The organism is Puia sp. P3, from assembly GCF_050632245.1.
Classification (GTDB): domain Bacteria; phylum Bacteroidota; class Bacteroidia; order Chitinophagales; family Chitinophagaceae; genus Puia.
This window is the reverse complement of the sequence record NZ_CP192583.1, coordinates 551685-575908: the sequence shown is the minus strand read 5'-3', so window position 1 is coordinate 575908 and position 24224 is coordinate 551685. Positions and strand designations below refer to the sequence as shown.

29 protein-coding genes are annotated in these 24224 nt (G+C 57.3%); 23 read left to right on the top strand and 6 right to left on the bottom strand.

From position 1 onward, the window contains the following. Positions 1-13: 13 nt before the first annotated feature. The 22 genes from ACQ86N_RS03425 (at position 14) to ACQ86N_RS03320 (ending at position 20482) form a co-directional block, all read left to right on the top strand. Positions 14-1567, top strand: a complete 1554-nt coding sequence (locus ACQ86N_RS03425; protein WP_431213953.1) for a RagB/SusD family nutrient uptake outer membrane protein — start codon at positions 14-16, stop codon at positions 1565-1567. Between the two features lie 3 nt (positions 1568-1570). Further along, a complete protein-coding gene (locus ACQ86N_RS03420) occupies positions 1571-1981 on the top strand; it encodes a family 43 glycosylhydrolase (RefSeq protein ID WP_431213952.1) in 411 nt (136 codons plus the stop codon). Next, positions 1908-3017 carry a family 43 glycosylhydrolase gene (locus ACQ86N_RS03415; RefSeq protein ID WP_431213951.1) on the top strand — a complete coding sequence of 370 codons (1110 nt, stop codon included), beginning with the start codon at positions 1908-1910 and terminating at the stop codon, positions 3015-3017. Before ACQ86N_RS03420 ends, ACQ86N_RS03415 begins: the two co-directional genes overlap by 74 nt. Positions 3018-3058: 41 nt before the next feature. Continuing rightward, positions 3059-3229, top strand: a complete 171-nt coding sequence (locus ACQ86N_RS03410; protein ID WP_431213950.1) for a hypothetical protein — start codon at positions 3059-3061, stop codon at positions 3227-3229. Next, positions 3205-4200 carry a hypothetical protein gene (locus tag ACQ86N_RS03405; RefSeq protein WP_431213949.1) on the top strand — a complete coding sequence of 332 codons (996 nt, stop codon included), beginning with the start codon at positions 3205-3207 and terminating at the stop codon, positions 4198-4200. The genes ACQ86N_RS03410 and ACQ86N_RS03405 overlap by 25 nt, the downstream gene beginning before the upstream one ends. Continuing rightward, positions 4181-5050 carry an alpha-L-arabinofuranosidase C-terminal domain-containing protein gene (locus tag ACQ86N_RS03400; RefSeq protein ID WP_431213948.1) on the top strand — a complete coding sequence of 290 codons (870 nt, stop codon included), beginning with the start codon at positions 4181-4183 and terminating at the stop codon, positions 5048-5050. Before ACQ86N_RS03405 ends, ACQ86N_RS03400 begins: the two co-directional genes overlap by 20 nt. Further along, on the top strand, positions 5047-6018 hold the full coding sequence (locus tag ACQ86N_RS03395; RefSeq protein ID WP_431213947.1) for an arabinan endo-1,5-alpha-L-arabinosidase: 972 nt from the start codon (positions 5047-5049) through the stop codon (positions 6016-6018). The genes ACQ86N_RS03400 and ACQ86N_RS03395 overlap by 4 nt, the downstream gene beginning before the upstream one ends. Positions 6019-6086: 68 nt before the next feature. Next, entirely contained in the window at positions 6087-6260 is a 174-nt protein-coding gene (locus tag ACQ86N_RS03390) for a hypothetical protein (RefSeq protein WP_431213946.1), read from the top strand. A gap of 40 nt (positions 6261-6300) precedes the next feature. Further along, complete coding sequence (locus ACQ86N_RS03385) at positions 6301-6843, top strand: hypothetical protein (RefSeq protein ID WP_431213945.1); 543 nt, start codon at positions 6301-6303, stop codon at positions 6841-6843. A 208-nt stretch (positions 6844-7051) separates the two neighbouring features. Then, positions 7052-7588 carry a DsbA family protein gene (locus ACQ86N_RS03380; protein ID WP_431213944.1) on the top strand — a complete coding sequence of 179 codons (537 nt, stop codon included), beginning with the start codon at positions 7052-7054 and terminating at the stop codon, positions 7586-7588. A 134-nt stretch (positions 7589-7722) separates the two neighbouring features. Then, the gene (locus ACQ86N_RS03375; RefSeq protein WP_431213943.1) at positions 7723-8280 is read left to right on the top strand and encodes an alpha/beta fold hydrolase; all 558 of its coding nucleotides are present in this window, start codon (positions 7723-7725) and stop codon (positions 8278-8280) included. Next, positions 8277-8543 (top strand): alpha/beta fold hydrolase, encoded by a 267-nt coding sequence (locus ACQ86N_RS03370; protein WP_431213942.1) that lies wholly within the window; start codon positions 8277-8279, stop codon positions 8541-8543. The genes ACQ86N_RS03375 and ACQ86N_RS03370 overlap by 4 nt, the downstream gene beginning before the upstream one ends. 308 nt (positions 8544-8851) lie before the next feature. After that, entirely contained in the window at positions 8852-11890 is a 3039-nt protein-coding gene (locus ACQ86N_RS03365) for a SusC/RagA family TonB-linked outer membrane protein (RefSeq protein ID WP_431213941.1), read from the top strand. Between the two features lie 18 nt (positions 11891-11908). Next, positions 11909-13096 (top strand): RagB/SusD family nutrient uptake outer membrane protein, encoded by a 1188-nt coding sequence (locus tag ACQ86N_RS03360; protein ID WP_431213940.1) that lies wholly within the window; start codon positions 11909-11911, stop codon positions 13094-13096. Then, the gene (locus tag ACQ86N_RS03355) at positions 13012-13449 is read left to right on the top strand and encodes a RagB/SusD family nutrient uptake outer membrane protein (RefSeq protein WP_431213939.1); all 438 of its coding nucleotides are present in this window, start codon (positions 13012-13014) and stop codon (positions 13447-13449) included. Before ACQ86N_RS03360 ends, ACQ86N_RS03355 begins: the two co-directional genes overlap by 85 nt. Before the next feature lie 23 nt (positions 13450-13472). Beyond that, positions 13473-14009: a Crp/Fnr family transcriptional regulator gene (locus tag ACQ86N_RS03350; protein WP_431213938.1), complete on the top strand. Its 537-nt coding sequence runs from the start codon at positions 13473-13475 to the stop codon at positions 14007-14009. A gap of 70 nt (positions 14010-14079) precedes the next feature. Further along, positions 14080-14544, top strand: coding sequence for a hypothetical protein (locus ACQ86N_RS03345; protein WP_431213937.1), 465 nt, complete (start codon positions 14080-14082; stop codon positions 14542-14544). A gap of 79 nt (positions 14545-14623) precedes the next feature. Beyond that, positions 14624-15277: a class I SAM-dependent methyltransferase gene (locus tag ACQ86N_RS03340; protein ID WP_431213936.1), complete on the top strand. Its 654-nt coding sequence runs from the start codon at positions 14624-14626 to the stop codon at positions 15275-15277. Between the two features lie 50 nt (positions 15278-15327). Continuing rightward, entirely contained in the window at positions 15328-16140 is an 813-nt protein-coding gene (locus ACQ86N_RS03335) for an ABC transporter permease (RefSeq protein WP_431213935.1), read from the top strand. Beyond that, positions 16113-17744, top strand: a complete 1632-nt coding sequence (locus ACQ86N_RS03330; protein WP_431213934.1) for an FtsX-like permease family protein — start codon at positions 16113-16115, stop codon at positions 17742-17744. The genes ACQ86N_RS03335 and ACQ86N_RS03330 overlap by 28 nt, the downstream gene beginning before the upstream one ends. A gap of 223 nt (positions 17745-17967) precedes the next feature. Beyond that, entirely contained in the window at positions 17968-20058 is a 2091-nt protein-coding gene (locus ACQ86N_RS03325) for a TonB-dependent siderophore receptor (protein ID WP_431213933.1), read from the top strand. Positions 20059-20269: 211 nt separating this feature from the next. Then, positions 20270-20482 carry a DinB family protein gene (locus ACQ86N_RS03320; RefSeq protein WP_431217967.1) on the top strand — a complete coding sequence of 71 codons (213 nt, stop codon included), beginning with the start codon at positions 20270-20272 and terminating at the stop codon, positions 20480-20482. Here the strand turns inward: ACQ86N_RS03320 and ACQ86N_RS03315 are convergent. The 3 genes from ACQ86N_RS03315 to ACQ86N_RS03305 all read right to left on the bottom strand — a co-directional run bounded on the left by ACQ86N_RS03315 (position 20479) and on the right by ACQ86N_RS03305 (position 22495). Then, complete coding sequence (locus ACQ86N_RS03315) at positions 20479-21435, bottom strand: glycoside hydrolase family 5 protein (protein WP_431213932.1); 957 nt, start codon at positions 21433-21435, stop codon at positions 20479-20481. The genes ACQ86N_RS03320 and ACQ86N_RS03315 overlap by 4 nt on opposite strands. Before the next feature lie 8 nt (positions 21436-21443). Then, positions 21444-21833: an STAS/SEC14 domain-containing protein gene (locus tag ACQ86N_RS03310; protein ID WP_431213931.1), complete on the bottom strand. Its 390-nt coding sequence runs from the start codon at positions 21831-21833 to the stop codon at positions 21444-21446. Between the two features lie 65 nt (positions 21834-21898). After that, positions 21899-22495 carry a hypothetical protein gene (locus ACQ86N_RS03305; protein ID WP_431213930.1) on the bottom strand — a complete coding sequence of 199 codons (597 nt, stop codon included), beginning with the start codon at positions 22493-22495 and terminating at the stop codon, positions 21899-21901. A 90-nt stretch (positions 22496-22585) separates the two neighbouring features. Here ACQ86N_RS03305 and ACQ86N_RS03300 point away from each other — a divergent pair, with 90 nt between their 5' ends. After that, on the top strand, positions 22586-22714 hold the full coding sequence (locus ACQ86N_RS03300; protein ID WP_431213929.1) for a hypothetical protein: 129 nt from the start codon (positions 22586-22588) through the stop codon (positions 22712-22714). A gap of 16 nt (positions 22715-22730) precedes the next feature. Here ACQ86N_RS03300 and ACQ86N_RS03295 read toward each other — a convergent pair whose 3' ends face one another. From ACQ86N_RS03295 to ACQ86N_RS03285, 3 genes are read right to left on the bottom strand one after another with little or no spacing between them, the layout of a single operon-like run. Continuing rightward, positions 22731-23027, bottom strand: a complete 297-nt coding sequence (locus ACQ86N_RS03295) for a hypothetical protein (RefSeq protein WP_431213928.1) — start codon at positions 23025-23027, stop codon at positions 22731-22733. An 8-nt stretch (positions 23028-23035) separates the two neighbouring features. Further along, positions 23036-23488, bottom strand: a complete 453-nt coding sequence (locus tag ACQ86N_RS03290) for a DUF4268 domain-containing protein (RefSeq protein WP_431213927.1) — start codon at positions 23486-23488, stop codon at positions 23036-23038. Between the two features lie 18 nt (positions 23489-23506). Then, the gene (locus ACQ86N_RS03285) at positions 23507-24061 is read right to left on the bottom strand and encodes a helix-turn-helix domain-containing protein (protein WP_431213926.1); all 555 of its coding nucleotides are present in this window, start codon (positions 24059-24061) and stop codon (positions 23507-23509) included. Positions 24062-24224: the final 163 nt, after the last annotated feature.

The window sequence follows — 24224 nt, the reverse complement described above, 5'->3', positions numbered from 1 at the left end:
AAAATGCATCATTATGAAGAATTTCCTTTTGCTCTCTCTGGCTGCTGTCAGCCTTTTCAATACAAGCTGTAATAAGAAACTCGAACAGATAAACCCCAACGCACAGACGGCCTCTTCGTTCTGGCAGACGAGCAGCGACGCGCTGCAGGGCGTGACGGCGGCTTACGCCCCTTTCTTACTCGACGGCGCCTATATGCGCTTCACCCCCATCCTGCTGGACGTGCGGGGCGACGATATCCGGAGCAACAGTCCGTGGACGGCTATCTCGGGTGTGGGTAAATTCGCTCTGGGCACGGCCGATCCCTCGGGCTACGGATGGGCCTTCGACGAATACTACGAGGGCGTGTCGCGCTGCAACCGGGTACTCGACAATGTTCCTAAAATCAATATGGACGCGGGTCTGAAGAACAGGGTGCTGGGGCAGGCGTATTTTCTCCGCGGGCTGTATTTCTTTCATCTCGTGAATCTGTTCGGGAATGTGGCGCTGCCGACCACGACGCCGAAGGGCAGCAGCGAGTTCTTTGCGCCGCAGACGACTCCGGATCAGGGATGGAAACAGGTGATCGCAGATTTTAAGGCGGCGGCGGATCTGCTGCCGGTGACCTATACGACGGTCAGCGGCCCCGACGCCAACCAGCTGGGCCGCGCGACAAAGGGCGCCGCGCTGGGCTATCTGGGCAAGGCCTATCTGTTCACTAAAGACTTCACCAACGCGGCAGCGCAGTTCAAGGCGGTGATCAATCTCGGCGTCTATGGCCTGATGCCGAACTATAAGGACAATTTCACAGAGGCGAAGGAGAACAATATAGAGTCGGTTTTCGAGATCCAGTTCTCGACGACCGTGGGCGGTACCGATCTCGGCTGGCAGGGCATCCCTTCATCGACCTGGGCCAAGACCTCGGCCAGGGCGATCACCTACGGCGCGCCGAATTTCGGATGGACGGACGTGCAGCCTTCCTTCTCGGTCTTCAACGAATTTCAGCTGGAGAAGACGACGGGTGGCCGGGTCGATCCCCGCCTCGACGCCACGATCTTCTACAATAAGCCTCGCGAGACGATCTATGGCCAGTCGTTTTCGACGATATATGCGAATAGTTCGTATCTGAACGATATCTTTTGCCGGAAGTACGAGAACGGCGACGGCAACAAGGTCAACGAATTCGACTGGAAGTCGGGTATCAACGAAAGGCTGATGCGTTATTCGGATATCCTGCTGATGTATGCCGAATGTCTGAACGAGCTGGGGCAGACCGCACAGGCGGCGCCACTGATCCAGCAGGTAAGGACGCGGGTGAGCCTGCCCGATATCACCGCGCAGATGGCGGTCATGACGCAGGCGCAGATGCGCGATCAGCTGTCGCACGAGCGGCTGCTGGAATTCTGTCTGGAGGGCCACCGATTCGACGATATCCGCCGCTGGGGCTGGCTGCAGGACGCCGGCCGGCTGGCTACGCTGAAGGTGCGCGACCCCGAGTTCAACAACTATGTACCCGGTAAGGAGTTATATCCGATACCGCAGGGCGAGATAGACAACAACCCCGGTTTCAAACAAAATCCGACCTACTAGACTATGGCGTGGTATAAGAAATTTTTTGTGGTGGCGGGCTGCTGCTGCCTTGGGCTCGTCGCCTGCAGCAAATCCGCTGGCAGTTCGCCCGGCGGAGGCTCCGATACGAGCGCTACCCCACCCCCACCGGCTGCCTTTGATATCAACAGCATCACGGATACCTATGAGAATATTGCGTCTCCCAACTATGTCTCGCAGTGGGGGCCCTATAATGTACACGATCCGTCGATCCGGAAGTTCGGAGACTACTACTATTGTTACAGTACCGACGTGGCTTACGGCGCTTCGGTAAGACCGGGGATACAGATCCGCAAGTCGAAAGACCTCGTGCAGTGGAGTTATGTGGGATGGGTGTTTAGTGGGTTGCCGGCGCAGGGTTCCGCCTTTATCAGCGCCCGCGGGGAAGCCGAATAATGCGCTGTGGGCGCCGTTTGTTCTGAAGGTTGCTTCGGAGTACCGTCTGTATTATTCGCTGGCCTGTGATATCGGGAGGCTGAGTGTGATCGGTCTGGCGGTGGCGGATTCCCCCGAAGGGCCGTGGACGGAGAAGGGGATCGTGGTCGCTTCGCTGGCGGACAGCAGCAGGCAGACGAACGCGATCGACCCAACGGTGGTGGTTACGCCTGGCGGCGACCAGTGGATGTATTATGGTTCGGCCTGGGACGGGATCTATGTGCTGCATTTGGATCCTGCGACCGGGCTGGCTCTGAACAGCGGGGATCGCGGCCGCCGGATCGCCAACAGGGGGTTTACGGGTGGGAAGTACAACGGGAATATCGAGGGGGCGGAGGTAGTGTATAATAGCGGGCTGCAGAAGTATTTTCTCTTTATAGCTTATGACTGGCTGGAGACGAAGTACAATACGCGGGTGATGCGGGGGGACGCACCGGACGGGCCTTTTTATGATTTCGACGGGGCGGACGCGAATACGGACGCGGATCACGGGCCGATGATCGTGGCTCCCTATCAGTTCAGCGGGCACGGGGGCTGGCAGGGGGTCTCGCACTGCAGTGTATTTCAGGATGACGGCGGACAGTATTATATTGCAAACCAGGGAAGGCCGGGCGTGAACAAATATTTTATGGACCTTCAGGTGAGAAAGTTATTTTGGACGGCTGATGGATGGCCTGTGGCCTCGCCTGAGCGGTACGCGTGGGAGGGTGGTGACACAGTGCCTCGTGATAGCCTGATCGGCAACTGGGAGCAGATCAATTTGGGATATCGTGTTGTTCCGGGATACCAGGCGGAGCAGGTTTCGCCCGATATTCAGGTGGCGGTGCCGCTGGTGGTCTCGGCGGACGGGACGCTCAACAATGACGCCGGGAGTAAGTGGAGTTATACGGGGGATGGTTGCAGCTTAACTGGAGCAATGGTTTTACGGATAAGGTGTATGTACAGCGGGGGCGGGACTGGGAGAATCAGCGGAATGGGTATGTGTTTACGGGTTTGAATAATAAAGGAACTGCCGTTTGGGGCAAAAAAGCAAATAGCATGAAAAGAAAGGTTTGTACGGTATGGATGATTTTTTTAGTGGGGGTAGCGGGGGCTCAGCCGTTGGTGAAGAGGCAGCCTGTGGCGGCCGCAGACGTGATCAGGGTTCGGATGGACCAGCCGGGGCCGAAGATCGACCCGACGATGTGGGGTGTTTTTTTGAGGACATAAATTTAGGAGCCGACGGCGGGATCTATGCCGAGCTGGTGAAGAACCGTTCGTTTGAATTTAATAAGCCGCTGATGGGCTGGACGGTGAAAGGTGCTAAGGAAGGGGATGTATTGGTGGTGAACAGGAAGGGGCTTGACGCCGCGAATCCTCGTTATCTGCACGCGAGCCTCTCGGGGACGCCTGTGGGTCTGTTGAATGAAGGGTTTCGGGCGATGGGTTTTAAACAGGGACTCAGATATGATTTTTCGGTGATGTACCGGCAGCCCGTGGCTGGCGTGTGCGGCTGCATCGTGCAGCTGCTTGGCGCGGGCGGGGATGTGATCGGCGATACCGTGCTGGTGGCGGCTGGTGGAGATACGGCCTGGCATAAGGGCCGGGTCAGTCTTCATTCCTCGCAGACCGACGCAAAGGGTAAGATGATGGTCTGGCTCGAGGGTTCGGGCGTGATCGACCTCGATATGGTCTCGCTGTTCCCTTCGGATACCTGGAAGAACAGGCCGGGCGGGCTGCGGGCGGATATGGTGCAGAAGCTGGCGGATCTGAAACCTGGCTTTATCAGATTCCCGGGCGGGTGTATTGTGGAGGGGATGGATCTTTCCAACCGGTATCAGTGGAAGAAGACGATCGGTCCTATCGAAGACCGGCAGCTGATCATCAACCGGTGGAACGTAGAGTTCCCGCACCGGGCGACGCCGGACTATTTTCAGACTTTCGGTTTAGGCTTTTTCGAATATTTCCAGCTGGCCGAGGATATCGGCGCGCAGCCGCTGCCGATATTGAATTGCGGGATGGCTTGTCAGTTCAATTCGGCTGAGCTGGTGCAGCTGGACCAGCTGGGTCCGTATATCCAGGACGCGCTCGACCTCGTCGAGTTTGCCAACGGCGATACCACTACGAAATGGGGACGGGTCAGGGCGTCGATGGGGCACCCGGCGCCGTTTGGACTGAAAGATGATGGGTATCGGGAATGAGAACTGGGGTCCGCAGTATCTGGAGCGCCTCCGGCGGTTCACGGCTGCCCTAAAGTCCCGCTATCCGGAGATCAGGCTGGTCAATTCGTCGGGGACGGACCCGGAGGGCGAGCGGTTTGATCTGTTGAATACGAATTTGCGCGCCATGCACGCGGATATTATCGACGAGCACTACTATAGGAGTCCGGACTGGTTCCTGAAGAACGCGGGCCGGTACGATAATTATCCGAGGACTGGTTCCCGAATTTTTGCCGGAGAGTATGCGGCGCAGGGCGTGAAGACGACGAGTCCGGACAACCGCAATACCTGGCAGACGGCGCTGGCGGAGGCCGCGTTCATGACGGGGCTCGAGCGGAATGCGGACGTGGTGACGATGGCCTCGTATGCACCGCTGTTTGCGCATATCGATGGCTGGCAGTGGACGCCGGACCTGATCTGGGTGGACAATCTGCGGTCGTACGGGACGCCGGATTATTATGTGCAGCAGCTGTTCTCGACGAATAAGGGGACGCAGGTGGTTCCCGTCGAAATGAATGATAAGGTGATCGAGGGTCAGGATAGTCTTTATGCTTCCTCCTGTATGGACGGAAGTGACGAGCTGGTGATCAAGCTGGTGAATGTTTCCGGTGTTTCGCGGCCTTGTAGCCTCGCTCTCGATGGTCGCAGGAAGGTGATGCCGCAGGGGCGTCTGACGGTGTTGCGGGGGGCAGACCTGGGCCAGACGAATAATTTCGATCAGCCGACGAATGTGGCGCCGCGGGAGTCTGCGCTGCGGGTGGATGGACGGCGGCTGGCGGTTGTGCTGGAGCCGTATTCTGTCAGTGTGGTTCGTGTAAAACTTGGGAAATGAGAAGGCTCCTGGCATTCCTGACCTTCTTCGCCAATGTAGCCGCCCGAGCCCAGCTGCCGATACACGATCCCGTTATGATAAAGGAAAAAAACACCTTTTATCTCTTTAGTACGGGTATGGGGATCTCCGTGTTTTCTTCGGGGGACCTGCAGCACTGGAACAGGGAGAGGCCTGTTTTTAGCCAGCCGCCACAGTGGGCGCTGGATGCGGTTCCCGGATTTAAAGGGCATATCTGGGCCCCGGATATCAGTTATCACGATGGTAAATACTATTTATACTATGCGGTATCGGCTTTTGGCAAGAATACGTCCTGTATTGGGGTGGCGGTGAATGGAACGCTTGATGCGGCCGACCCTGCCTTCCACTGGGAGGACAAGGGTAAGGTAGTGCAGTCGGTGCCGGGCCGCGACATGTGGAATGCGATCGATCCGAATCTGATTGTCGATAGTGCGGGTGTGGGTTGGCTGGCTTTTGGGTCTTTTTGGGATGGGATCAAGCTGGTTCGGCTGGCCCCGGGACTGGAGGCCGTCGCCCGGCCTGAGGAGTGGCATACGATCGCGCGTCGGCCAAGGGATTTTAATGAGCCAGATAGTTCGGCGGGGACGGCAGCGGTAGAAGCCCCGTTCATTTTCCGTCATGGTGGATATTATTACCTGTTCGTTTCCTACGACTATTGTTGCCGCGCGGAGAAAAGTACTTATAAGGTGGTGGTAGGGAGGAGTGTGGACGTTCGCGGGCCTTACCTGGATCGTTCCGGTGTTTCGCTGGTGCAGGGCGGTGGCAGTCTGGTGCTTCAGGGGGACGGGGTCAGGTGGTATGCGGCGGGCCACAATGCGGTGTACAGCGCCGATGGGAAGGACTATTTTGTCTGTCATGGTTATGATGTCTCTGCAAAGGGGCAGTCGAGGCTGATACTGGCGGAGGTGAAGTGGGTAGATGGCTGGCCGGTGGTGGATGCGGGGCCTTAACAACTCCGCAACTAATGCTTAACCGGCCATAAACATGGGATTCGCGCCGCATTGCGGACCTTTCGGGTATGCTACCCCTACCAAGACCGTTCATGTCCTCGGGCATCGAGGCCGCACCGACGCCACCGGGCGGCAACAGCCTGAAGATCGGCGGTCCGGTCAATATCCATATGGCGCCTTACCGTATGGGAGGGCCGTACGTGTCGGTCTATTTTTATTTTACCGCGAACTGGTGGAGGTAGTTTGCTGAAAAATCCATAACTTATACGAGGAACTTCCGCTATGAAACGAGTATTTACTTTAATATTACTGATGGTGGGGTTGGCGGCGGGGGCGCAGACGCCCATCCCGGCGTACTCTCCGGTGTTCGCTCCGGCCTATTCTCCGATGTTCGCTCCCCTTCCAACGCTCGTAACCTTCCCTTCCTACGACGCCAGCCGTCCCAACCGCTGGCAGCTAAAAACATTCGCGAGCCTCTCGGCGGGCTATCTCTTCTACAATGGCGGCGGTATGTCCTATCTCTCCGCCCCTCTCGGCGTGGCGGCTTTTCGTCCGCTGAATCCGAACTGGACGCTCTTCGGCGCCGCGACGATCTCTCCGGTCGCCGTACAGGGCAATCGCCTGTGGACGGCTCCGATCAACGACCCCAACTACCACGGTTCTCCCTTTAGCAGCGGCTATGGACTGGGTATCAGTACGGGTATCCAGGGCGGGCTGATGTATACCAATCAGGACAAGACCTTCTCTATCTCCGGGAGCGTACACGTGGAGCGCAGCAGCTATCCGGTGTATCCCGCTGCGCCCGTGAGGACGGGCAAGCAATAGACGCCTCGGAACCAACGCACTTCTTTTAGTGAAACATTTCGTGCTTTCACGAAATATGGTGAACGGCGGCGGCGGCGCGACTGATTTCCGGCTGTACTCGACGCCGAATCAGACGCTGGCACTACCTGTCACCCGTCGGCATCAACCCCGGCGCAGACGGAATCCTCGACGCGCTCGAAACATTGGATAACGTAAAATCGATCGCCTCATGAGTCAGCTAAAACCTACAGTCAGCAGCAATGACCATCTATTCGGCAACCCCGCCGCATCGCTCGAACTGGTCGAATACGGCGACTACGAATGCCCGCACTGCGGCCATGCCTACCCGATCGTAAAAAATATCCTTGAGCGACTTGGCCCGGACATCAAATTCGTCTTCAGGAATTTTCCGCTTACGACAATCCATCCGCACGCCTTTATGGCTGCCATCGCTACGGAAGCGGCCGGTCTGCAGGGCAAATACTGGGAGATGCACGATATCATTTTCGAACTCCAGCCAATACTGGCCATCGAGAATCTTCTTCTGTTCGCGGGAAGGATCGGGCTCGACATCGGACGCTTTCAAAAAGACCTACAACAAAAGGCGCTCTCCGAAAAGGTCGGGAAAGACACGGACGGCGGTTTCCGCAGCGGGGTCAACGGGACACCGACCTTTTTTATCAACGGCCGGAAGTTCGACGGCGACTGGACCGGCGACAATCTGCTGCAGTACCCGAGGGGAGTTCGCGCGGGAGTGGGCGTATAATTTTTGTCCGAATTATGGGACTTGTTGTCGATATCCGCTGAAGACGGCCGGAGGACAAATTTCTGACGAAAAACTTGCCTAGTTTTGAAAATGCACGACAGTTAATGAAGACACGACAATTAAAAACAAAACATATGAGCAAGATCACAGTAAAAGACGGAACAGAGATCTATTACAAGGATTGGGGAACCGGGCAACCGATCGTTTTCCACCACGGCTGGCCTTTATCGGGAGACGACTGGGATAATCAGATGATCTTCTTCCAGCAGCAGGGCTACAGGGTGATCGCGCACGACCGCAGGGGTCATGGACGTTCGAGCCAGGTGTCCGAGGGCCACAATATGGACACGTACGCGGCCGACGTCGCCGAGCTGACGAAAGCGCTCGACCTGAAGGACGCCATCCACGTCGGCCACTCTACCGGAGGCGGCGAGGTCATCCGCTATACGGCCAAATACGGCAAGGGCCGGGTCGCCAAGGCAGTGCTGATCAGCGCGGTCCCGCCGTTAATGGTAAAGACAGCGGGTAACCCCGACGGTCTCCCCTCGCCCTTTTTGACGAGGTCCGCATGGGTACCGGTTTCAGCCGCGCACAGTTCTATCAGGACTTCACCATTCCCTTCTATGGCTACAACCGTGAAGGCGCAAAGATCTCGCAGGGGATCAGGGACAACTGGTGGCGTCAGGGGATGATGGGCTCGGTAAAAGCTCACTATGAAGGGATCAAGGCTTTTTCGGAAACGGATTTCACGGAAGACCTCAAGGCGGTCGACGTCCCCGTCCTGTTCCTGCACGGCGAAGACGACCAGATCGTCCCATTCGCTAACTCGGCCGTAAAGGCGGTCCAACTGGTGAAGAACGGCAAGCTGATCTCTTATCCCGGATTCCCGCACGGGATGCCGGCGACTGAGGCGGCGACGATCAATAAAGATTTGTTGGCCTTTATCAGGTCTTAAATGGAATAAACAAAGGAAGAGGCCGTCCCAAAAGTAAAGTGGACGGCTTCTTTTTCAGGAGGCCGACGGTCGATTTGATATTCAGTTTTTCTTTCAGGTCCTGCCTTCTTTTTCGACCGACCTAACGCCAGGAAATAGCTGCTCTGCAATCTCTTTATCGCTTTAATGGAATAGCTGAGACCGTGCACCTCGTGCAGCGTACGGAAAAGCCGGGGAGCCAAAATAGCTTACAATATTGCCAACCGGGAGAGGAAGGCCATAAGACAATTCGTCCAATTTGCAGTCGAAACGACTGTAAAACGATTGTTATGGCAAGAATTCTCCCGGTTATTCTTTTCCTCCAACTGACCATCGTCGTGACCGCCCGGTCACAGAATCTGAAGATCAGCGGCGTCGTGAAAGACGAGGCCGGTGTCCCGATGAGAGGCGCCACGGTCAGCGTCAGGGGGACCGCGATCAGCGCGATGACGGACAGCAGCGGAAAATATGTGGTGAACGTGCCCGGCGCGGGGTCGGTGCTGGTCTTCTCATACACGGGTTATGAGAAGGCGGAGATCGTGGCTGGTCATCGGTCAGCCATTGACGTTACGCTAAAGCCCAGCGGCGCCGCGCTCAATGACGTCGTGGTCATCGGCTATGGCACGCAGAAGAAGGCGGACCTCACGGGCGCCATCGCAACGGTCAGCGGGGCCGACCTCAACAAGCGGATCGCCACCGACCCGACGCAGCTGCTGCAGGGGAAACTACCCGGACTGTCATTGACCCAGGCCTCGGGCGAGGCGGGAAATGAAAGCCCCACCCTGCTGGTAAGGGGATATAGCTCCTACGGGTCGTCGAACGCGCCGCTGGTGATCGTCGACGGACTACCCGGCAGCCTTACCGCCCTCGACCCGCAGAACATCGAATCGGTGACCCTGCTGAAAGACGCCGCCTCCGCCGCTATCTACGGCAGCCGCAGCGCCAATGGCGTCATCCTGGTGACGACAAAGCAGGGGTCCAACGGCAGATTCCAGCTGTCCTATGCCTATAACGACGGTATCACCAAAGCGACCGCGCTGCCCGACCTGGACTACAACTCACCGGACTACATGACCATGTACAACCAGGCCGCGACCAACTCGGGATCCGCCACCCTCTTCACCCCGGCGCAGCTGGCGGCCTATACCAACCCCACCAGCAAGACGCTATACCCCAGCTATAACTGGCTGAATGCCGTGATGCAAACCGTCAACGTACAGACCCACCACCTCGGACTCACCGGCGGCCGCAACGGGACAACCTATAATGTCGGGCTCGGCTATGTCGACCAGCCCGATATCATGATCGGTTTCAGCTACAGGAAATACAATCTGCAGTTCAATCTCACGTCGAAGCTCAACGACAACGTCACCTTCGGTACCAGCCTGACCGCGAACTACAGCATCCGCAACTACCCCGAAGACGGGAGTCAGGACCTCTTCCTGTCCACCCTCTCGCAGGCGCCGCTGTACGGACCGGTATTGCCGGACGGATCGGGTCGGGTCACCGCCTATGCCTATCCCAATATCTCGCCGAACAAGAACCCGGTGGCCGTGGCGCGCTACTCGCCGGCGACGGTCAATGAATTCTTCGAGCAGGCCAATGTCTTCCTCACGGTAAAAGTCCTGAAAGGTCTCGAGTGGAAGACCAGCGGGGGTATCAATATCGACTACCTGAAGACCTCGGTCTACAAGCCGGTCATCCCACAGTATTCCTGGTTTGCCGGGCCCAACGATCCGTCGGTGCGGACGCTGGACGTGGGAGGTCAGGGTCTCTCGGTCGCGGATAGCAACTATCTCTACCCCGTGGGGTATACGCAGCTGACCTATAGCCGGAATACCGGCGAGCACCATTTCAAGTTACTGGGCGGCTCGCAGACGGAATATTTCAGGGGACAGCAGCTCAGCGGCGCGCGCGTGGTATTCCCCGACAATAGCCTGCAGCAGCTGAACGCCGGCAGCCCGGGCGCGCAGTCCAATACGGGCAATACGACGGAATGGTCGCTGCTCTCGTTCTATGGCCGGCTGAACTACGACTATCAGGACAAATATCTGGTGGAGGCGAATGCCAGGTATGATGCATCCAGCCGTTTCCCACCCGGCAACCGGTGGGCGTTCTTTCCATCGGTCTCGGTGGGATGGGTAGCCTCGAAGGAGCATTTCCTCGACAAGGCCGACTGGCTCAGCAACCTGAAATTCCGCGGGTCATGGGGCCAGCTGGGCAACCAGAATATCGGCAACTATCCCTACCAGAACGTGTATGTACCCAACTATCCTTATCCCTATACCTCTTCCGGCCTTACCTCGGGCGCCGTTCAGACCAACCTGACGGACCAGAGTATAAAATGGGAGACTACGCGCGTGTTCGACTTCGGTACGGATCTATCGGTGCTCAATAACCGCCTCTCCTTTACCTTCGACTGGTATAACAAGCTGACCTATGGCATCCTCGCGCAGCAGGTGCTGCCGTCCTATGTAGGGCTTGTCGCGCCGATCATCAATAACGGGAAGATGCGGAATACCGGCATCGAGCTGTCCGTGCAGTACTCCGACAAGATCGGGGACTTCAGTTACTCTGTCGGCGGGAATCTCCAGGCCAACAAGAATATGCTGGTCAAATATGGTCCGCCCAATATCGGCACCAGCACTATCAATATAGAAGGTCAGCCCTACGGCAGCTTCTTCCTCTATCAGTACGCGGGCATTTTCCAGTCTGCGGACGAGATCAGCAAGGCGCCCTATCAGCCGTACAAACCTGTGCCTGGGACATTCAGGTTCAAGGACCTCGACGGAAACGATTCCATCACGGCGAATGACCGGGCGGTGGCGTCGGGGATCTTTCCGAAATACGAATATTCGTTCAACCTCAATGCGGGCTGGAAGAATTTCGATCTTACCGTCTATCTGTACAGTTCGCAGGGGCAGAAACAATACGTCACGGGCTGGGGGATCCAGCCTTTCAATCAGGGTTCGGTCCCTACCAAAGACTGGCTGAATGCCTGGACGCCTCAGAATCACAGCACGACCATGCCGCTAATCTATATCACGGGTACGGGGAATGCCAGCAGCAATATCAGCACTCCCTCCACCTATTACCTGAGGGACGCCTCCTTCCTGCGGATCAAGAATGTGCAGCTGGGTTACAATCTGCCTTCGCGTCTTGCGCGGTACGCGGCCATGAGCAGTCTGCGACTATATTTCGCGGCCGACAACCTGTTCACCTTCACCAAATTCCCGGGTCTGGATCCGGAGAGGGTCGTCACCAATTCAAGGTATGTGGCGCATCCGCAGAACAAGGTGTTCAGCTTTGGCGTAAAAGCCGTTTTTTAATCATCAAATGAAATCATCATGAAACTCCCGATAATCTATCTGCTCGTTGTTGCGGTGCTGGCGGCCTGTAACAAGAATTATCTCGACAAGAACCCGCTGTCCACGATACCTTCCGGCAGTTTCTGGAAGACGCAGTCGCAGGCGGACCTGGCGCTGGCGGGCATTTATAATTTTCTGGTGATCGGGAACAACGCGACCAGCGTGAGCAACGCGGGCGCGGGATGGGGCGGCGGCTATATGTTCTGGGAAGCCATTTCCGACAATGCCTATACGCAGTCCAGCGGCGGGTCCTTCGGCAATATCTCGACGGGGGTGATCGAGGCGACGACGGGAGGTATGCAGTCGCAGGCTTATACCGTCTCTTATCAGGCGATCGCGGCCTGCAACAGGCTGCTGGCGAATATCGGGACGGTGCCTATCGACAGTGTGACCATGAATCGGTACCGCGGGGAGGCGAAGTTCTTCCGCGCGTATTATTATTTTCTGCTGGAGCAGCTGTACGGCGACTGTGTGCTGACGACGCAGCCGCTGACCAATGACAATGCAAGCGCGAGTCTGCCGCGAACGGCGAAGGCGGTCGTGGTCGATACGATCCTGTCCGACCTGGCTTTTGCGGCGGCGCATCTCCCCAATACTTCCTACAACGGGCATGTCGTCCGGGGGACGGCGCTGGGGTATATGGCGAAGGTGCAGCTGGCGATAGGCGCGTGGCAGCAGGCGGCGGCGACGGCGCAGACGATCGTTGGCGAACACAGGTTTGGCTTGTATGCGGGTGGATATCGCAATCTGTTCTTCAAGGCGGGACAGAACGGCAATCCCGAGATCATGTTCTCGGCGAACTATCTGCCGCCGAATCTCTATAGTCCCTCGGACTGGCTGTATTCCTATGTGAATTCGATACAGGTGCTGCAGCCGCTGGTGAACGACTACGAGTGTACGGACGGGCTGCCGATCGGTTCGTCGCCCTTGTATTACGCCGCGAAGCCCTATGCGAACCGCGACCCGCGTCTGGCGGCTACGATCCTGGTGCCGGGGGTTCTCCGCGGTGTCACGGCCAATACTTCCTTCAACCCGGCGACCTCGAGTCCGCCGGTGCCGAGCGGGTTTTTGCCGAAGAAGGGGTGGACTCGACCAGATTCCCAACGACGTACGCCACGCAGAGCGACCAGAACTGGGTTTTTCTACGGTATGCGGAGGTGTTGCTGATGTACGCCGAGGCGCAGAATGAAGCGGTGGGTCCGGACGCCAGCGTCCATGCGGCGATCGACTCGGTGCGGCAGCGGGTGGGTATGCCGGTGTTGCCGGCCGGGCTCTCGCAGACGGACATGCGCAGCAGGATCCAGCATGAAAGGAGGATCGAGCTGGCTATGGAGGGTCAGCGCTTTTTCGACCTCAGGCGCTGGCGGCTGGACAGGGTGCTGATCCCGCAGGTGAAGGACCCGACGAATGCGTTCCGGACGTTTCCGTTGAGGGACACGTTGTGGCCGGTGCCGCAGTCGGAGGTGGATATTGCGAAGGGGTATAATAATAGGGGATTTTATCAGACGCCGGGGTGGTGAGAATTTTTCTCTACCTTCATGGCATGTCCGAACTCACCGACCGACATACCGCCTGGCGGAAATACCACCACCTCTGGAAAACAGAGACCGCCGGACCGCGGACGCTGCTGCTGAAGGAGGGCGAGATCTGCCGAAGGATGTACGTGATAGCGGAAGGATGCGTCCGGTATTGGTTCAATCACGACGGCAGGGAGATCAGCTTCCAGTTCTGTTTTGAAGGAGACGTCGTTTACTCTTCGGAGAGTTTCCGGAAGAATGTCCCGGGTTGTTACAGCATCGAGACGATCGAGCCGGTGGTGCTGCGCTGGCTGAGCCAGGAAGATATGCAGCTGGTGCGGCAGGACCTCGAACTCTATCCGCTGCTGATCGAAGGCGCGGCGGACAAGCAGGCGGCTTTTCTGCGCCATTTCTTTTCTTATTTGCGGGATAGCCCGCAGCAGCGGTATGAGAATCTGGTCAGGGATCAGCCGGAGGTCGTTCGGCGGGTGCCGCTGCAATATATTGCGTCGTATCTCGGGATCACGCCGGTCAGCCTCAGCAGGATAAGGAACAGGGTGTGAGGGCACTCCGCCGCGCGATTTCTTAACATTTGTAAAGTGGGATGTCGCGGACATTTCTGACCTTTGAGACATGAAACTCCTACAGGTCATCCCCAAGATCTTTTACGTTGACGTCCGTCACGGGCTCGAACTTTTTGTCGACACCCTCGGATTCGAGGTCGGCTGGCACGAGCCGAATCCGCCGTTCTATGTGCTCAGGCGCGACACTGCGACGCTGATACTTTCGCAGGAGCCGGAGATCGCCAGGCTCGACAGGCCCGAGATCCGCATCTCCACCGACGATATCGAGGCGCTGTATGCCGAAGTAAAAGCAAAGAATCCGCAGCTGCTGCATCCCAATTCCAACCTCATCAAGACCCAGCCACTGGGGCCTCCGCGAGTTTGCCCTAAAGGACGCGTCCGACGTCTGTGTGATTATCCAACAGGCGGTCAATGGATAGGCAGGCCGGCAGCGCCACCGCCGTCGGGGCCGCCGCATTCCGCGCGGCGCACCAACTGTTCGACGAAGGCGAGAAACTTCTCCGCGACGAGGTGATTGTAAAGCTCCTCGGACAGGATAGCATCGACCATCTGCACGAACGCCGGGACGATTTTTCCGGCGCGGCAGCGTCGCCATGCGCACGCATATCGTTCTCCGGAGCCGCTTTGCGGAGGACTGTCTCTACGAAGCGCACTGGCGTGGGGTCCGTCAGTACCTGCTGCTCGGCGCCGGCGTCGATACCTTCGCGTGGCGTCAGCCGGCCTGGGCGGGTGACCTCCGGATCATCGAGGCCGATCAGTCCGCCAGCCAGGCGGGCAAGCTGCGGCTGCTCAGGGCTGCGGGTCTCTCCAAACCACCCAACCTTTCCTTTATGACGGTCGACCTGCAAACGGACGATCTGCCCGCGGTGTTCGCCCGCAGCCCGCTCGATCTGACCGCCCCGGTATTCGTCTCCTGTCTGGGTGTGCTCATCTATCTGACACGTCCGACGGTCAGCCGCATCTTCCGCTGGCTGGGTGGTCTGCCAAAGGGAAGCGAATTCGTTTTCACGGCGTCGGTCAGACGATGGAATCCCTTTTTCTTTCTGTTCGCCGCCCGGGTCGCCTCCGCCGGAGAGCCCTGGCTGACCTATTTCAAACCCGCGCAACTGGAGGAGGAATTGAAAGCCTGCGGCTTTAGCCGGGTCGAATGGCTGACGGCCGAAGGGGCCGCGGACAGGTACTGGGCCAGCGGCGGAGTCGCCCTGCCTCCTCCACGCAACTGCAGCCTGGTGCGGGCTGTCGTCTAGAATTTTTATGGAATTGCAAAAGGTTCGCGTCTACGCGGAAACAGCAAGCCATGTTCCTCAACTACTGCCGTATCGTCGTCCGAAGCCTCCGGAAGACCAGTCTCTATGCCTTTATCAATATCCTCGGCCTCGGCATCGGCATTGCCGCGATCATCTGGGGCGTGCAGGTATACCGATTTAATACGAGCTATGACGCCTGGCACTCCCACCGGGAGCAGATCTTTCGTGTGCTGATAACGGTAGCCGGCGGGGAAGGGATCAAGGGGCCCTGTCCGGGTCCGCTGGGCGCGGCGGCGATGAGGGACTATCCCGTGGTAAAGCAGGCCGTACGCTGGGAGGGTCGTGGGCTGTCGATCCAGGCGGCGGGTCACGAGCCTTTATCCGGCATGGTGCATTTTACGGATGCGTCATTCTTCGACATGTTTAGTTTTCCAATGGCGCGGGGTCAGGCGCGACTCTCCGATCCGTCGACGGTGGTGATCACGGAAACGGCTGCCAGGAAATTCTTCGGCGCCGGCGATGCTCTTGGTAAGACGTTGGTGCTGTATTCCGACCAGTCTTTTAAAAAGCCCCTGACAGTAACCGGTATCCTGAAAGATCCCCCGGTGAATTCTTCTTTTCAGTTCGAGACGCTGACGGCCGTAGAGAATTATTTAAACTTTGACGGGTCGCAGCTGAAGCGGGACGACTGGGGTCATATAACGGACGCTATCTTTCTGAAGCTGGCCGACCCGCGGCAGGCGGCGCAGCTGGGGAAGGCGTTCAGCCAATATATTCCGCTGGAGCAGGCGGCGCGGCAGGACCTGCGTGTTACTTCTTTTCCCTTCAGTCGCTGGTGCAGACTGCGTCGGAGTCGGCGGTGATCGACAAGAACGCGATGCTCGAGCGTCCGGGCGACGCGGCCGTCTATGCCCCGCTGATACTGGCGATGCTGGTCCTGTTGTCGGCCTGTCTGAACTTTGCCAATACCACGGTGGCCCAGAGCCGCCGGAGGCTGAAGGAGATCGGCATCAGGAAGGTGATGGGCAGCAGTCACCGGCAGATCATCCTGCAGCAACTGATGGAATGCGCTTTGATCGTCGTACCCGCGATCGGGCTGGCGATGCTGCTGGACCGCTGGTGGCTGCCCTTCTACAACGGCATGATCATCCATTCCGATGTCCGGGCGCCTTATCTGAGCGATCATGTGCTGCAGTTGGTGCTGGTGTCGCTGTTCTTTTTGGTGATCCTGGTGGCGGGGGCATATCCCGCCTTTTATGTGAGCCGGTTCAACGCGACTTCCATTTTTCGCGGGGCAGTACGCTTCGGTGGCAGCAATTTGTTCTCCCGCTGTCTGCTGGGACTGCAGATCGTGATCACTTTTGTTACGCTGATCGTTTCGTTTGCGTTTGTCCGTAACGCGGCCTTTCAGCGGGACTATGACTATGGGTACCGGCGCGCGGATATCATGGGGGTATGGCTGCCGCAGGGGACAGACGGGAAGGCGCTGCACGACGAGCTGAGCCGGATCCCTGGGGTGCAGCAACTGGAGGGGGTGCGGGACCAGATAGGTTTCTCTTATCATAGCTGGCCGCTGGAGGCGGAGGGGCGGAAGGCGGAATGTACGTATCTGGAGGTTGGAACGGGGTATACTGAACTTATGGGGTTGAGGTTGGTGGCCGGAGGCGTGCCGGCGTCCGCGGGCGATGGCGGTTCACCGGATGGTGGCCCCGGGGACGGCGGTTCACATAGTTCACAGCAAAAAATGCTGATCAACGAAAAGCTCGCGTTCGCGATGGGCTGGAAACCCGCCGATGCCATCGGCCGCACCATCCGCAAGGACGCCAACAACAGCTGTCTGGTCGTCGGCGTCCTGAAAGACTTTACCCAAAACTCCTTCAGCGACCCCATCCAGCCACTCGCTATGTGTCTGATCGGCTCCCGGCAGGCTTCGCAGTGGGTGATCAGGGCGAGGCCGGGTCATCTTGGCGAGGTCTATGACCAGGTGCGGACCGTCTGGGCCCAGCTCTATCCCGCGACGCCGCTGAACAGCTATTTCCAGGACGAGGTGTCGGTCTTCACGATGCGGCTCAACTCGATCGTCGCCCGGATCTTCTCGGGTTTTGCCCTGATCTCGATCTTTATCGCCGGGACGGGGATGTTCGCACTGATCTCGCTGACAGTGCTGAAACGGATGCGGGAGATCGCAATCCGGAAAATCGTCGGCGCCCGGGGGAGGCATATCTTCTGGCTGGTAGGAGTAGGTTACTGGAAGATTCTGACGATCTCTACCCTTGTCGGGGGGTCGGTGGGGTTCCTGATGGCGCGTCAGCTGATGAATATGATCTTCCGGATCAACGCAGGGGTCAGGCTCGATGTGTTGATATTCAGTTTTTTAGGTGTCGCATCGGTGAGCGTCACCGTCATCGGATCGAGGGTGTGGTATCTGGCGCGGATCAAAACGACAGACGTGTTGAAAACCGAGTAGGTTTTACCGATCTCGTAAACTGAGTTTCCCGATAGAGGGACGCCTCCTGGCGGGGGCGGAGTAATTTTGTCGCGCTTCAAAAAGCTGACAAATGAAAAACAGACTGCTAACCGTCTTAGTCCTTTTTATTTCTGGTATTACATATGGTCAAGCTACTAATTTAAAAGCTGAGACCACTCTTATAGACACTTCATCGTCCAAAACCGACACCACCGCCAGGGAATTGGCCGAAGCCATCGTCACGGCCGGCAAACGTAGCCCTTCCTTCGGAAAAGCCAATCTGGCCCCGCTCGATAATCCCCAGCAGACAGGCATCGTAAGCAGGACGGTCATAGCCGACCAGCAGGCCCTCAGACTGGGCGACGTCATCCGCAATGTCAGCGGCGTAGCTCTGACACAGCAGCGCGGGGGCGTCGCTGAAACGTTCAGCGCACGCGGCTACAGCATCGGCGTCGCCGGCAATATCAGCGGCATCTACAAGGACGGAATACTGGTCAACACGGCAGGTTTCCCCGAAGCGGGCACGCTGGAGTCCATCGAGGTGATGAAGGGAAGCACGGCGCTGCTCTACGGCAACTCTTCCGCGGGTCTGCTGATCAATATGGTCACGAGGAAGCCCCGCTTCGACTGGGGCGGTGAGGTATCCGCGAACGCGGGAAGTTTTGGGCTTTTCAAACCCGTCGTTGACCTTTACGGGCCGATCAGCAAAGACCTGGCCTTCCGCGTGGTTGGCAGCTATGAAACGAGCAACAGCTACCGCGACGTGGTCCATACCAACAGAAAATATATCAACCCTTCGCTGTTATACAAGATAGGAAAGAAGACGACGGTCCGCCTGCAGGGCGATTTTCTCGACGCGAACTTCACACCCGACGCGGGCATCGGGATCCTCAATCTCAATATGGACGCGGTGATCCCCGACTCGAGGTCCCGGTATATCAACACGAACTGGGCCTACTATCATTCAAAAACTTCCGGCGGCTCGGTCATCGTGAACCACCAGTTCGCCGACAACTGGAACCTGAACTTTATCGCGGGCGGACAGATCGTCAATATCGACTCCTACGGTGCGGGTCTTCCCAACAATATCGACGGATCTGGCAACTGGGCGCGTGCGCTCAGCCGCACCAGGACATGGGAGGCCAACTCCACCGTTCAGGCCGACCTCACGGGCAAGTTTGCAACGGGCAAGATCAGCCACCAGGTGCTGATCGGCGCGAGTTATTTCACGGACAAGACGCGCAGCGATGTCTTCCGCCTCACCAGCAGCAACGGCAAGATCGGCACGGCGTATGACACCATCAATATCCTGAACATGGGATCGCGCGTGCAGCGGATGGATATCCCCAACGCGCTGGATACGGGAAAGACCGTCGCTCCCATCATGAATACGGGCTACTATGTGCAGGACCTGATCACGATCACTCCACACCTCAAACTGCTGGCGGGGATCCGCTGGTCCTATCTCAGGACAAAGGCGCCCGCAACCACCAACTATACCAAGAATTCGGTTACATACGGCGTGTCGGCGTATAACAACGCCTTCTCTCCGAAGGGCGCGATCATCTATGAACCGACGGAAAATATGTCGCTGTACGTAGGGTTCGCGAATAGTTTTACCGTCAATACGGGGACGGATATCTATAACAATCCGCTGAAGCCTTCTTTTATCAACGACTATGAGTTCGGCTGGAAGAACTATTTCTTCGACAAGAAGGTCGCCGCCAACTTCAGCGTCTACCGCATCCGGAACAGCAATCTCGCGCAGATGGCGGTTACCCTGGCGGACGGGACCCCCAATACGAACACGGCGATCAAGGAGCTGACGGGACAGACGACGAGCGACGGCTTCGACGTGGATATCTCGGGGAGCCTTTCGAAGAACGTCTATTTCATCGCGGGTTATGGCCTCAACAACGCGCGGTACACCCACTCCCCCGGTGGCAAGGGCACGGCGGTGGAAGGGGAAAAGCTGAACAACAATCCGCAGAGTACGATCAATTCAACCGTCTTTTACACCTTCACGGAAGGCGTTCTGCACGGACTTAAGCTGGGAGCCTCGGCCTTCTACACGGGCAAGCGCTGGGGCGGCAACCAGAATACGGTAGGCCAAACGCCGGCGTATAACCGCCAGATCCAGCTGCCGGGTTTCTGGACGGCCGATCTTTCCGCAGGGTACACGTACCGCAAGCTGAGCCTGCAGGTGAAGCTGTCAAATATTACCAATACGTTGGCCTATCTGGGGCATGACAGATACAGTATTAATCCTATTGCGCCGCGGGCGCTGATCGCGACGGCGGCTTTTCATTTCTAGGGCGGAGACGCCGGCGCGTTACTTCAGCTGAGGGGGCATTCTCATAAAATGAGAGGAAATTCAGCGATTTCCCACCCTGACGACGTCAGATTGGCATAAAATTTTCGGCAGATCCCCGAGAATGTATACGACTTCAAGCCGCACGAAAAATCGATGGCGATGGGCTACCTGACCCTGCTGGTGGCGGAGATCCCGCGCTGGGTCTTACTGACTGCCCAATATCACGGACGAGCAGCTGGCCCGGCCCTTCGAACTGAAACACGGGGAGCAGTTGCTGATGAGCTCGCCCAAGCTGGAGACGATCGGTTCGACCATCAACCACTGGGTGCACCACCGGGGGCAGTTGACCGTTTATATGCGGTTGAACGATATTGCGGTACCTTCTATTTATGGGCCGTCGGCGGACGATAGGAATTTTTCCTAGTCTACCGGCGGGTAGGCCTTCAGATATTCCCTTGTCCTGGCGCCCGACTCCTTGAGGTCGGCGTCCTTCCAGTGGCCGTCGGAGCCCGCCGAGGGTTGCAGCACCGAGCAGGTCTCGTCCTTGTCTGACACCGACCAGGTGATCCAGCTGAGATTGTTCTTATTGATCCAGTCGATATAGAGCTGCCACTCCTTGTAGTCGATCGGGCCGTTGCCGCTAGCTTCCATACCGGCCGACTCGGAAATGAAAACGGGGAGGCCGGCGCTGATGGCCGAGTCGGTGCGGTCGCGCAGCCATTTCTTATGGGTGCCGGCGTAAAAGTGCATGGTATACATCAGATTGCTGTAGCCCCTTATCGGATCGGCGGCGGGTTGCTCTATCTCCTGGTCCCATCTGGGGCAGCCTACTAATATAAGATTGTCGGGGTCCTTTTCCCGGATCACTTTGATGATGGCTTCGGAATAGGCTTTCACCTCGGGCCATGTCGGGCCTGCCGGCTCGTTGTAGAGCTCATATATGATATTGGGGTGTTTCCCGTATTTAGCCGCCATTTCGGCGAAGAAAGATTTGGCTTGTTCGAGGTTGATATGATGGCTGTGCCAGTCGATGATCACGTAGATGCCGTCCCTGATAGCGGCGTCTACAACCGTGGTGACCAGTCTTGTCGACGGGGCGGGGTCGTCGATATACCCACCCTTCGGCTCGACGCCCATGGCTGCTCGCAGCACGGAGCAGTTCCAGTCCCTGTACAGCCAGTCGACCGTCCCCGCCGTATAAAATCGGGGGTGAAAGCAGCTCCACCCCAGGCTCATGCCGTGCAGCGCCACCGGCTGGTTGTGTTCGTCGAGCAGACGGGTGCCCTGAACTTTCAGGTGGCCGTGTATTTTTACGGGTTGCGCACTGGCGGTGGCCAGGGCTACGACGGATAAGACGGGAAGGAGGATCTTTTTCATATGCTGGCTTATGCGTTGAGCCATGCGACGGCGTCCACGCGGGTGTCGAAGAATTGGATCGAGATCTTTTCCTTGTCGACCTTATAGGATATGCTTTCGATGGCTACCTTGTTGAAATAGGAATTGGGGGTGATGATGGCAATCTGTTTGAATCCGAATTTTATCGCGCGCGGAAGGAATCTCGCCTCGAGCCACCGCTGGTCTTCCAATCCGATCAGGATCATTTCGCGGACGTCGGCCAGGACCTTTGAAGAACCGTTGCTGATGAGTTCGTTCAGCATCAGCTCGGTCCCTTCCCGAAACTCTTCGCTGGTCGAATATCCCTTCCAGACCATCACGACCAGGTCGGCGTCCTGATCGAAATAGATATTGTATGCTGCCGGCTGCTGGGTTGTCATAAGAGTTTTTGTAATAAATATAATGAATTTACGGGTTCGGGGGGCCGCGCGGCTCGGGGGACTCCTCATGAATTGGCCCTGTACGGCGCGTCCATCAGTTGGTTGGGTTTCAGATAGATATTGTCATGCTGAAAATCGAGAATGATATTGAATCGTTTCAGCACGTCATTGCCCAGGATATTGAGTGAAAAGCCCGCGGGATTTCTGCCGGAGAGTACGAAGACGGGTACGTTGGTCAGGCGGATATCGGCGCCCAGGCTGAGTTCAGGGGCTTCGACGGTCTTTGTCTCGTACCGCACGCCGCGCGGGTCCTGGATACTGGACGTTTTTATGATCCTGAGGCCGGTCGTGAAATGGTGTGCTGCGGCCCAGGCGCTGTCGACGACGGCGGCCTGGTCGGAGCCGGTGTCGAGGAGGAAGCTGGATCCGTCATTTCCGAAGGCGGCCTCCATACATACATAGCCCCGCTGGAATATCAGCCTCCTTTTTACGTATCCTTTGAGGTGTTTTGGCAGTCGCGGGCGGATGATCAGCAGATGATGGTCGTAGTCGATCTCCACCTGCCGGCTTTCGAAGAGGTCCCAGCCGAAGCGACCGTCCATATTATGGGAGCTAAGGCCCGTGACGCCTACTTCAGGGTCCCGCCAGATGCGGGTGCCCATCTGCAGGGTGTGGGGTTTTTGATGGAAGGCCTTCGGGTCAGGGCATCTTTTGTGAGGTGAAAGCTGAACGATCCGACGTCGAAATGTAGTTTGATCGTGTCGGTGTCGTTGATGATGGCCGTTGCGGCGATGGCGTTGTATTCGGTGAGGGTGAAGGGAATGGTGTCTGTGGTTCCTGTTGGTTTTTCCGATCGTATTGCGCTGGCGATTTGGGTGTAGCAGGAGTCTTTGCCATTCAGAAGGATGATGAAATCTTTTTCTGACCCGGCTTTAGTTGGACGCGGAAGGAGTCAATGTCGGTATAGAAGGTCACCCATTTTGTCTTTCTTGTCCGGTCGGCGGTGTAGACGTCGGGACGAGCGGATGGGGACAGGCTCCGGGCATTGATGTCGAGGAAGCCGTCGTCCCTTATCGATACTTTTTTGGAGCTGGCCTTAATTATGGGGAGGGGCTGACGCCCTTTTGCGGGGGGCGACTGCGCGGTCATTGCCTGCGGCAGTACGGCGACGAGGATAAGGAACAGGTATTTCATGCCCCAAGCTACAAAAGAAACTGATATTTTACCATACTCCAGAAGGCGTCCAGCGCGATGATCCGCGGCTTGAGGAAGGAAATGATCGCCGGCCAGTCTTCGTTGCGGAAGAGGTTGACGCCGTCGAGTTGTTTGTGGATCGTGCTGATCGGTCGGCCGTGTTCGTCGGTGGTGCTGGGTTGCCGGGTCCATTCTTCGAGGGTATCGGGGAACATGGGTCGCAGTTGTTGTAGCCGGTCATAGTATGTCTTTCTTGTTGCTGCGTCGGGGTGGTCGAGGACGATGGAGAGGATGGCCCGGCGGGTGTCGACGTCCATTCTGAAGCCGAGGTGCTTGTTGCCCGTCTTGTAGTTGAGCCAGCTGATCTCTTCGCCGTCGGCGGAGAGGACGGGTTTCATGTAGCGGCCGAATGCCGTCCAGAAGGCTTGTTTTTGGCGGGATATATCTTGTTTGGTGTACATGGTGTTGGTTGCGGCCCACTACGCCACCGGCTGCGGTTTTGCCGAGCGGCGGAAATCGGTTGGGTTCAGTCCGCGGTAGCGTTTGAAGGTTCGGTTGAGATGGCTCTTGTCCGTGAAGCCGAACTCGTCGGCGATCTCGGATACGCGCATATTGCTGTGCAGGAGCCGGTTCTCGACGAGGCGGAGCTTGTACTTCAGGATATATTCCTGCAGGGTCTCATTGGTTTGTTTCTTGAAGTATCGTCCAAGGTAGTTGCGGGAGAGGCCGAAGGCGGTGCCGATGGTTTCTACGCGCAGCTTGTCGGGGTAGTAGATATTGGCCTGGATGTATTCGAGGATGTCGACGGTCTTTTCTTCGCTGGTCTCGTCGATGACTGAGGGGAAGGCCTGAGTGATATTTCTCGCGACGATGGTCAGCAGCGTATCGACCAGCTGGCTGATGAGCTCCTCGTGGTAGAGGTCGTGGTTGAGGTGTTCGCGGATCAGGATCTCCATCAGCTGGACCACCGACGTCTTGTCGTCTTCCTTCTTCAGGATACAGCCCGGTTCGTGCCTGGCGTTTTGAAGGATCATTTCCAACCGCTGCGTCCTGACGTGATCCTTTTTGGACGCGCGCAGAAACAGCTGGTTGAACCGGATAAAGAAAAATCTCGACGTCTTTTCGATTTTGAAGGTATGGGTGTCGTCGGGCGCGACGAGGAAAAGGTTGCCAGTGCTTGTAGCCGAACTCGTTGTC

What these genes read in the sequence shown, in the direction of transcription:
- ACQ86N_RS03400 (WP_431213948.1), top strand. Translation starts at nt 4,181, where the DNA reads ATGATGGGTATCGGGAATGAGAACTGGGGTCCGCAGTATCTGGAGCGC.
- ACQ86N_RS03315 (WP_431213932.1), bottom strand. Translation starts at nt 21,435, where the DNA reads ATGAAAAAGATCCTCCTTCCCGTCTTATCCGTCGTAGCCCTGGCCACC.
- ACQ86N_RS03375 (WP_431213943.1), top strand. Translation starts at nt 7,723, where the DNA reads ATGAGCAAGATCACAGTAAAAGACGGAACAGAGATCTATTACAAGGAT.
- ACQ86N_RS03390 (WP_431213946.1), top strand. Translation starts at nt 6,087, where the DNA reads ATGCTACCCCTACCAAGACCGTTCATGTCCTCGGGCATCGAGGCCGCA.
- ACQ86N_RS03295 (WP_431213928.1), bottom strand. Translation starts at nt 23,027, where the DNA reads ATGAAATACCTGTTCCTTATCCTCGTCGCCGTACTGCCGCAGGCAATG.
- ACQ86N_RS03340 (WP_431213936.1), top strand. Translation starts at nt 14,624, where the DNA reads ATGCGCACGCATATCGTTCTCCGGAGCCGCTTTGCGGAGGACTGTCTC.
- ACQ86N_RS03310 (WP_431213931.1), bottom strand. Translation starts at nt 21,833, where the DNA reads ATGACAACCCAGCAGCCGGCAGCATACAATATCTATTTCGATCAGGAC.
- ACQ86N_RS03350 (WP_431213938.1), top strand. Translation starts at nt 13,473, where the DNA reads ATGTCCGAACTCACCGACCGACATACCGCCTGGCGGAAATACCACCAC.
- ACQ86N_RS03410 (WP_431213950.1), top strand. Translation starts at nt 3,059, where the DNA reads ATGAAAAGAAAGGTTTGTACGGTATGGATGATTTTTTTAGTGGGGGTA.
- ACQ86N_RS03420 (WP_431213952.1), top strand. Translation starts at nt 1,571, where the DNA reads ATGGCGTGGTATAAGAAATTTTTTGTGGTGGCGGGCTGCTGCTGCCTT.
- ACQ86N_RS03370 (WP_431213942.1), top strand. Translation starts at nt 8,277, where the DNA reads ATGATGGGCTCGGTAAAAGCTCACTATGAAGGGATCAAGGCTTTTTCG.
- ACQ86N_RS03345 (WP_431213937.1), top strand. Translation starts at nt 14,080, where the DNA reads ATGAAACTCCTACAGGTCATCCCCAAGATCTTTTACGTTGACGTCCGT.
- ACQ86N_RS03365 (WP_431213941.1), top strand. Translation starts at nt 8,852, where the DNA reads ATGGCAAGAATTCTCCCGGTTATTCTTTTCCTCCAACTGACCATCGTC.
- ACQ86N_RS03385 (WP_431213945.1), top strand. Translation starts at nt 6,301, where the DNA reads ATGAAACGAGTATTTACTTTAATATTACTGATGGTGGGGTTGGCGGCG.
- ACQ86N_RS03425 (WP_431213953.1), top strand. Translation starts at nt 14, where the DNA reads ATGAAGAATTTCCTTTTGCTCTCTCTGGCTGCTGTCAGCCTTTTCAAT.
- ACQ86N_RS03380 (WP_431213944.1), top strand. Translation starts at nt 7,052, where the DNA reads ATGAGTCAGCTAAAACCTACAGTCAGCAGCAATGACCATCTATTCGGC.
- ACQ86N_RS03305 (WP_431213930.1), bottom strand. Translation starts at nt 22,495, where the DNA reads ATGGGCACCCGCATCTGGCGGGACCCTGAAGTAGGCGTCACGGGCCTT.
- ACQ86N_RS03395 (WP_431213947.1), top strand. Translation starts at nt 5,047, where the DNA reads ATGAGAAGGCTCCTGGCATTCCTGACCTTCTTCGCCAATGTAGCCGCC.
- ACQ86N_RS03335 (WP_431213935.1), top strand. Translation starts at nt 15,328, where the DNA reads ATGTTCCTCAACTACTGCCGTATCGTCGTCCGAAGCCTCCGGAAGACC.
- ACQ86N_RS03290 (WP_431213927.1), bottom strand. Translation starts at nt 23,488, where the DNA reads ATGTACACCAAACAAGATATATCCCGCCAAAAACAAGCCTTCTGGACG.
- ACQ86N_RS03415 (WP_431213951.1), top strand. Translation starts at nt 1,908, where the DNA reads ATGTGGGATGGGTGTTTAGTGGGTTGCCGGCGCAGGGTTCCGCCTTTA.
- ACQ86N_RS03360 (WP_431213940.1), top strand. Translation starts at nt 11,909, where the DNA reads ATGAAACTCCCGATAATCTATCTGCTCGTTGTTGCGGTGCTGGCGGCC.
- ACQ86N_RS03285 (WP_431213926.1), bottom strand. Translation starts at nt 24,061, where the DNA reads ATGATCCTTCAAAACGCCAGGCACGAACCGGGCTGTATCCTGAAGAAG.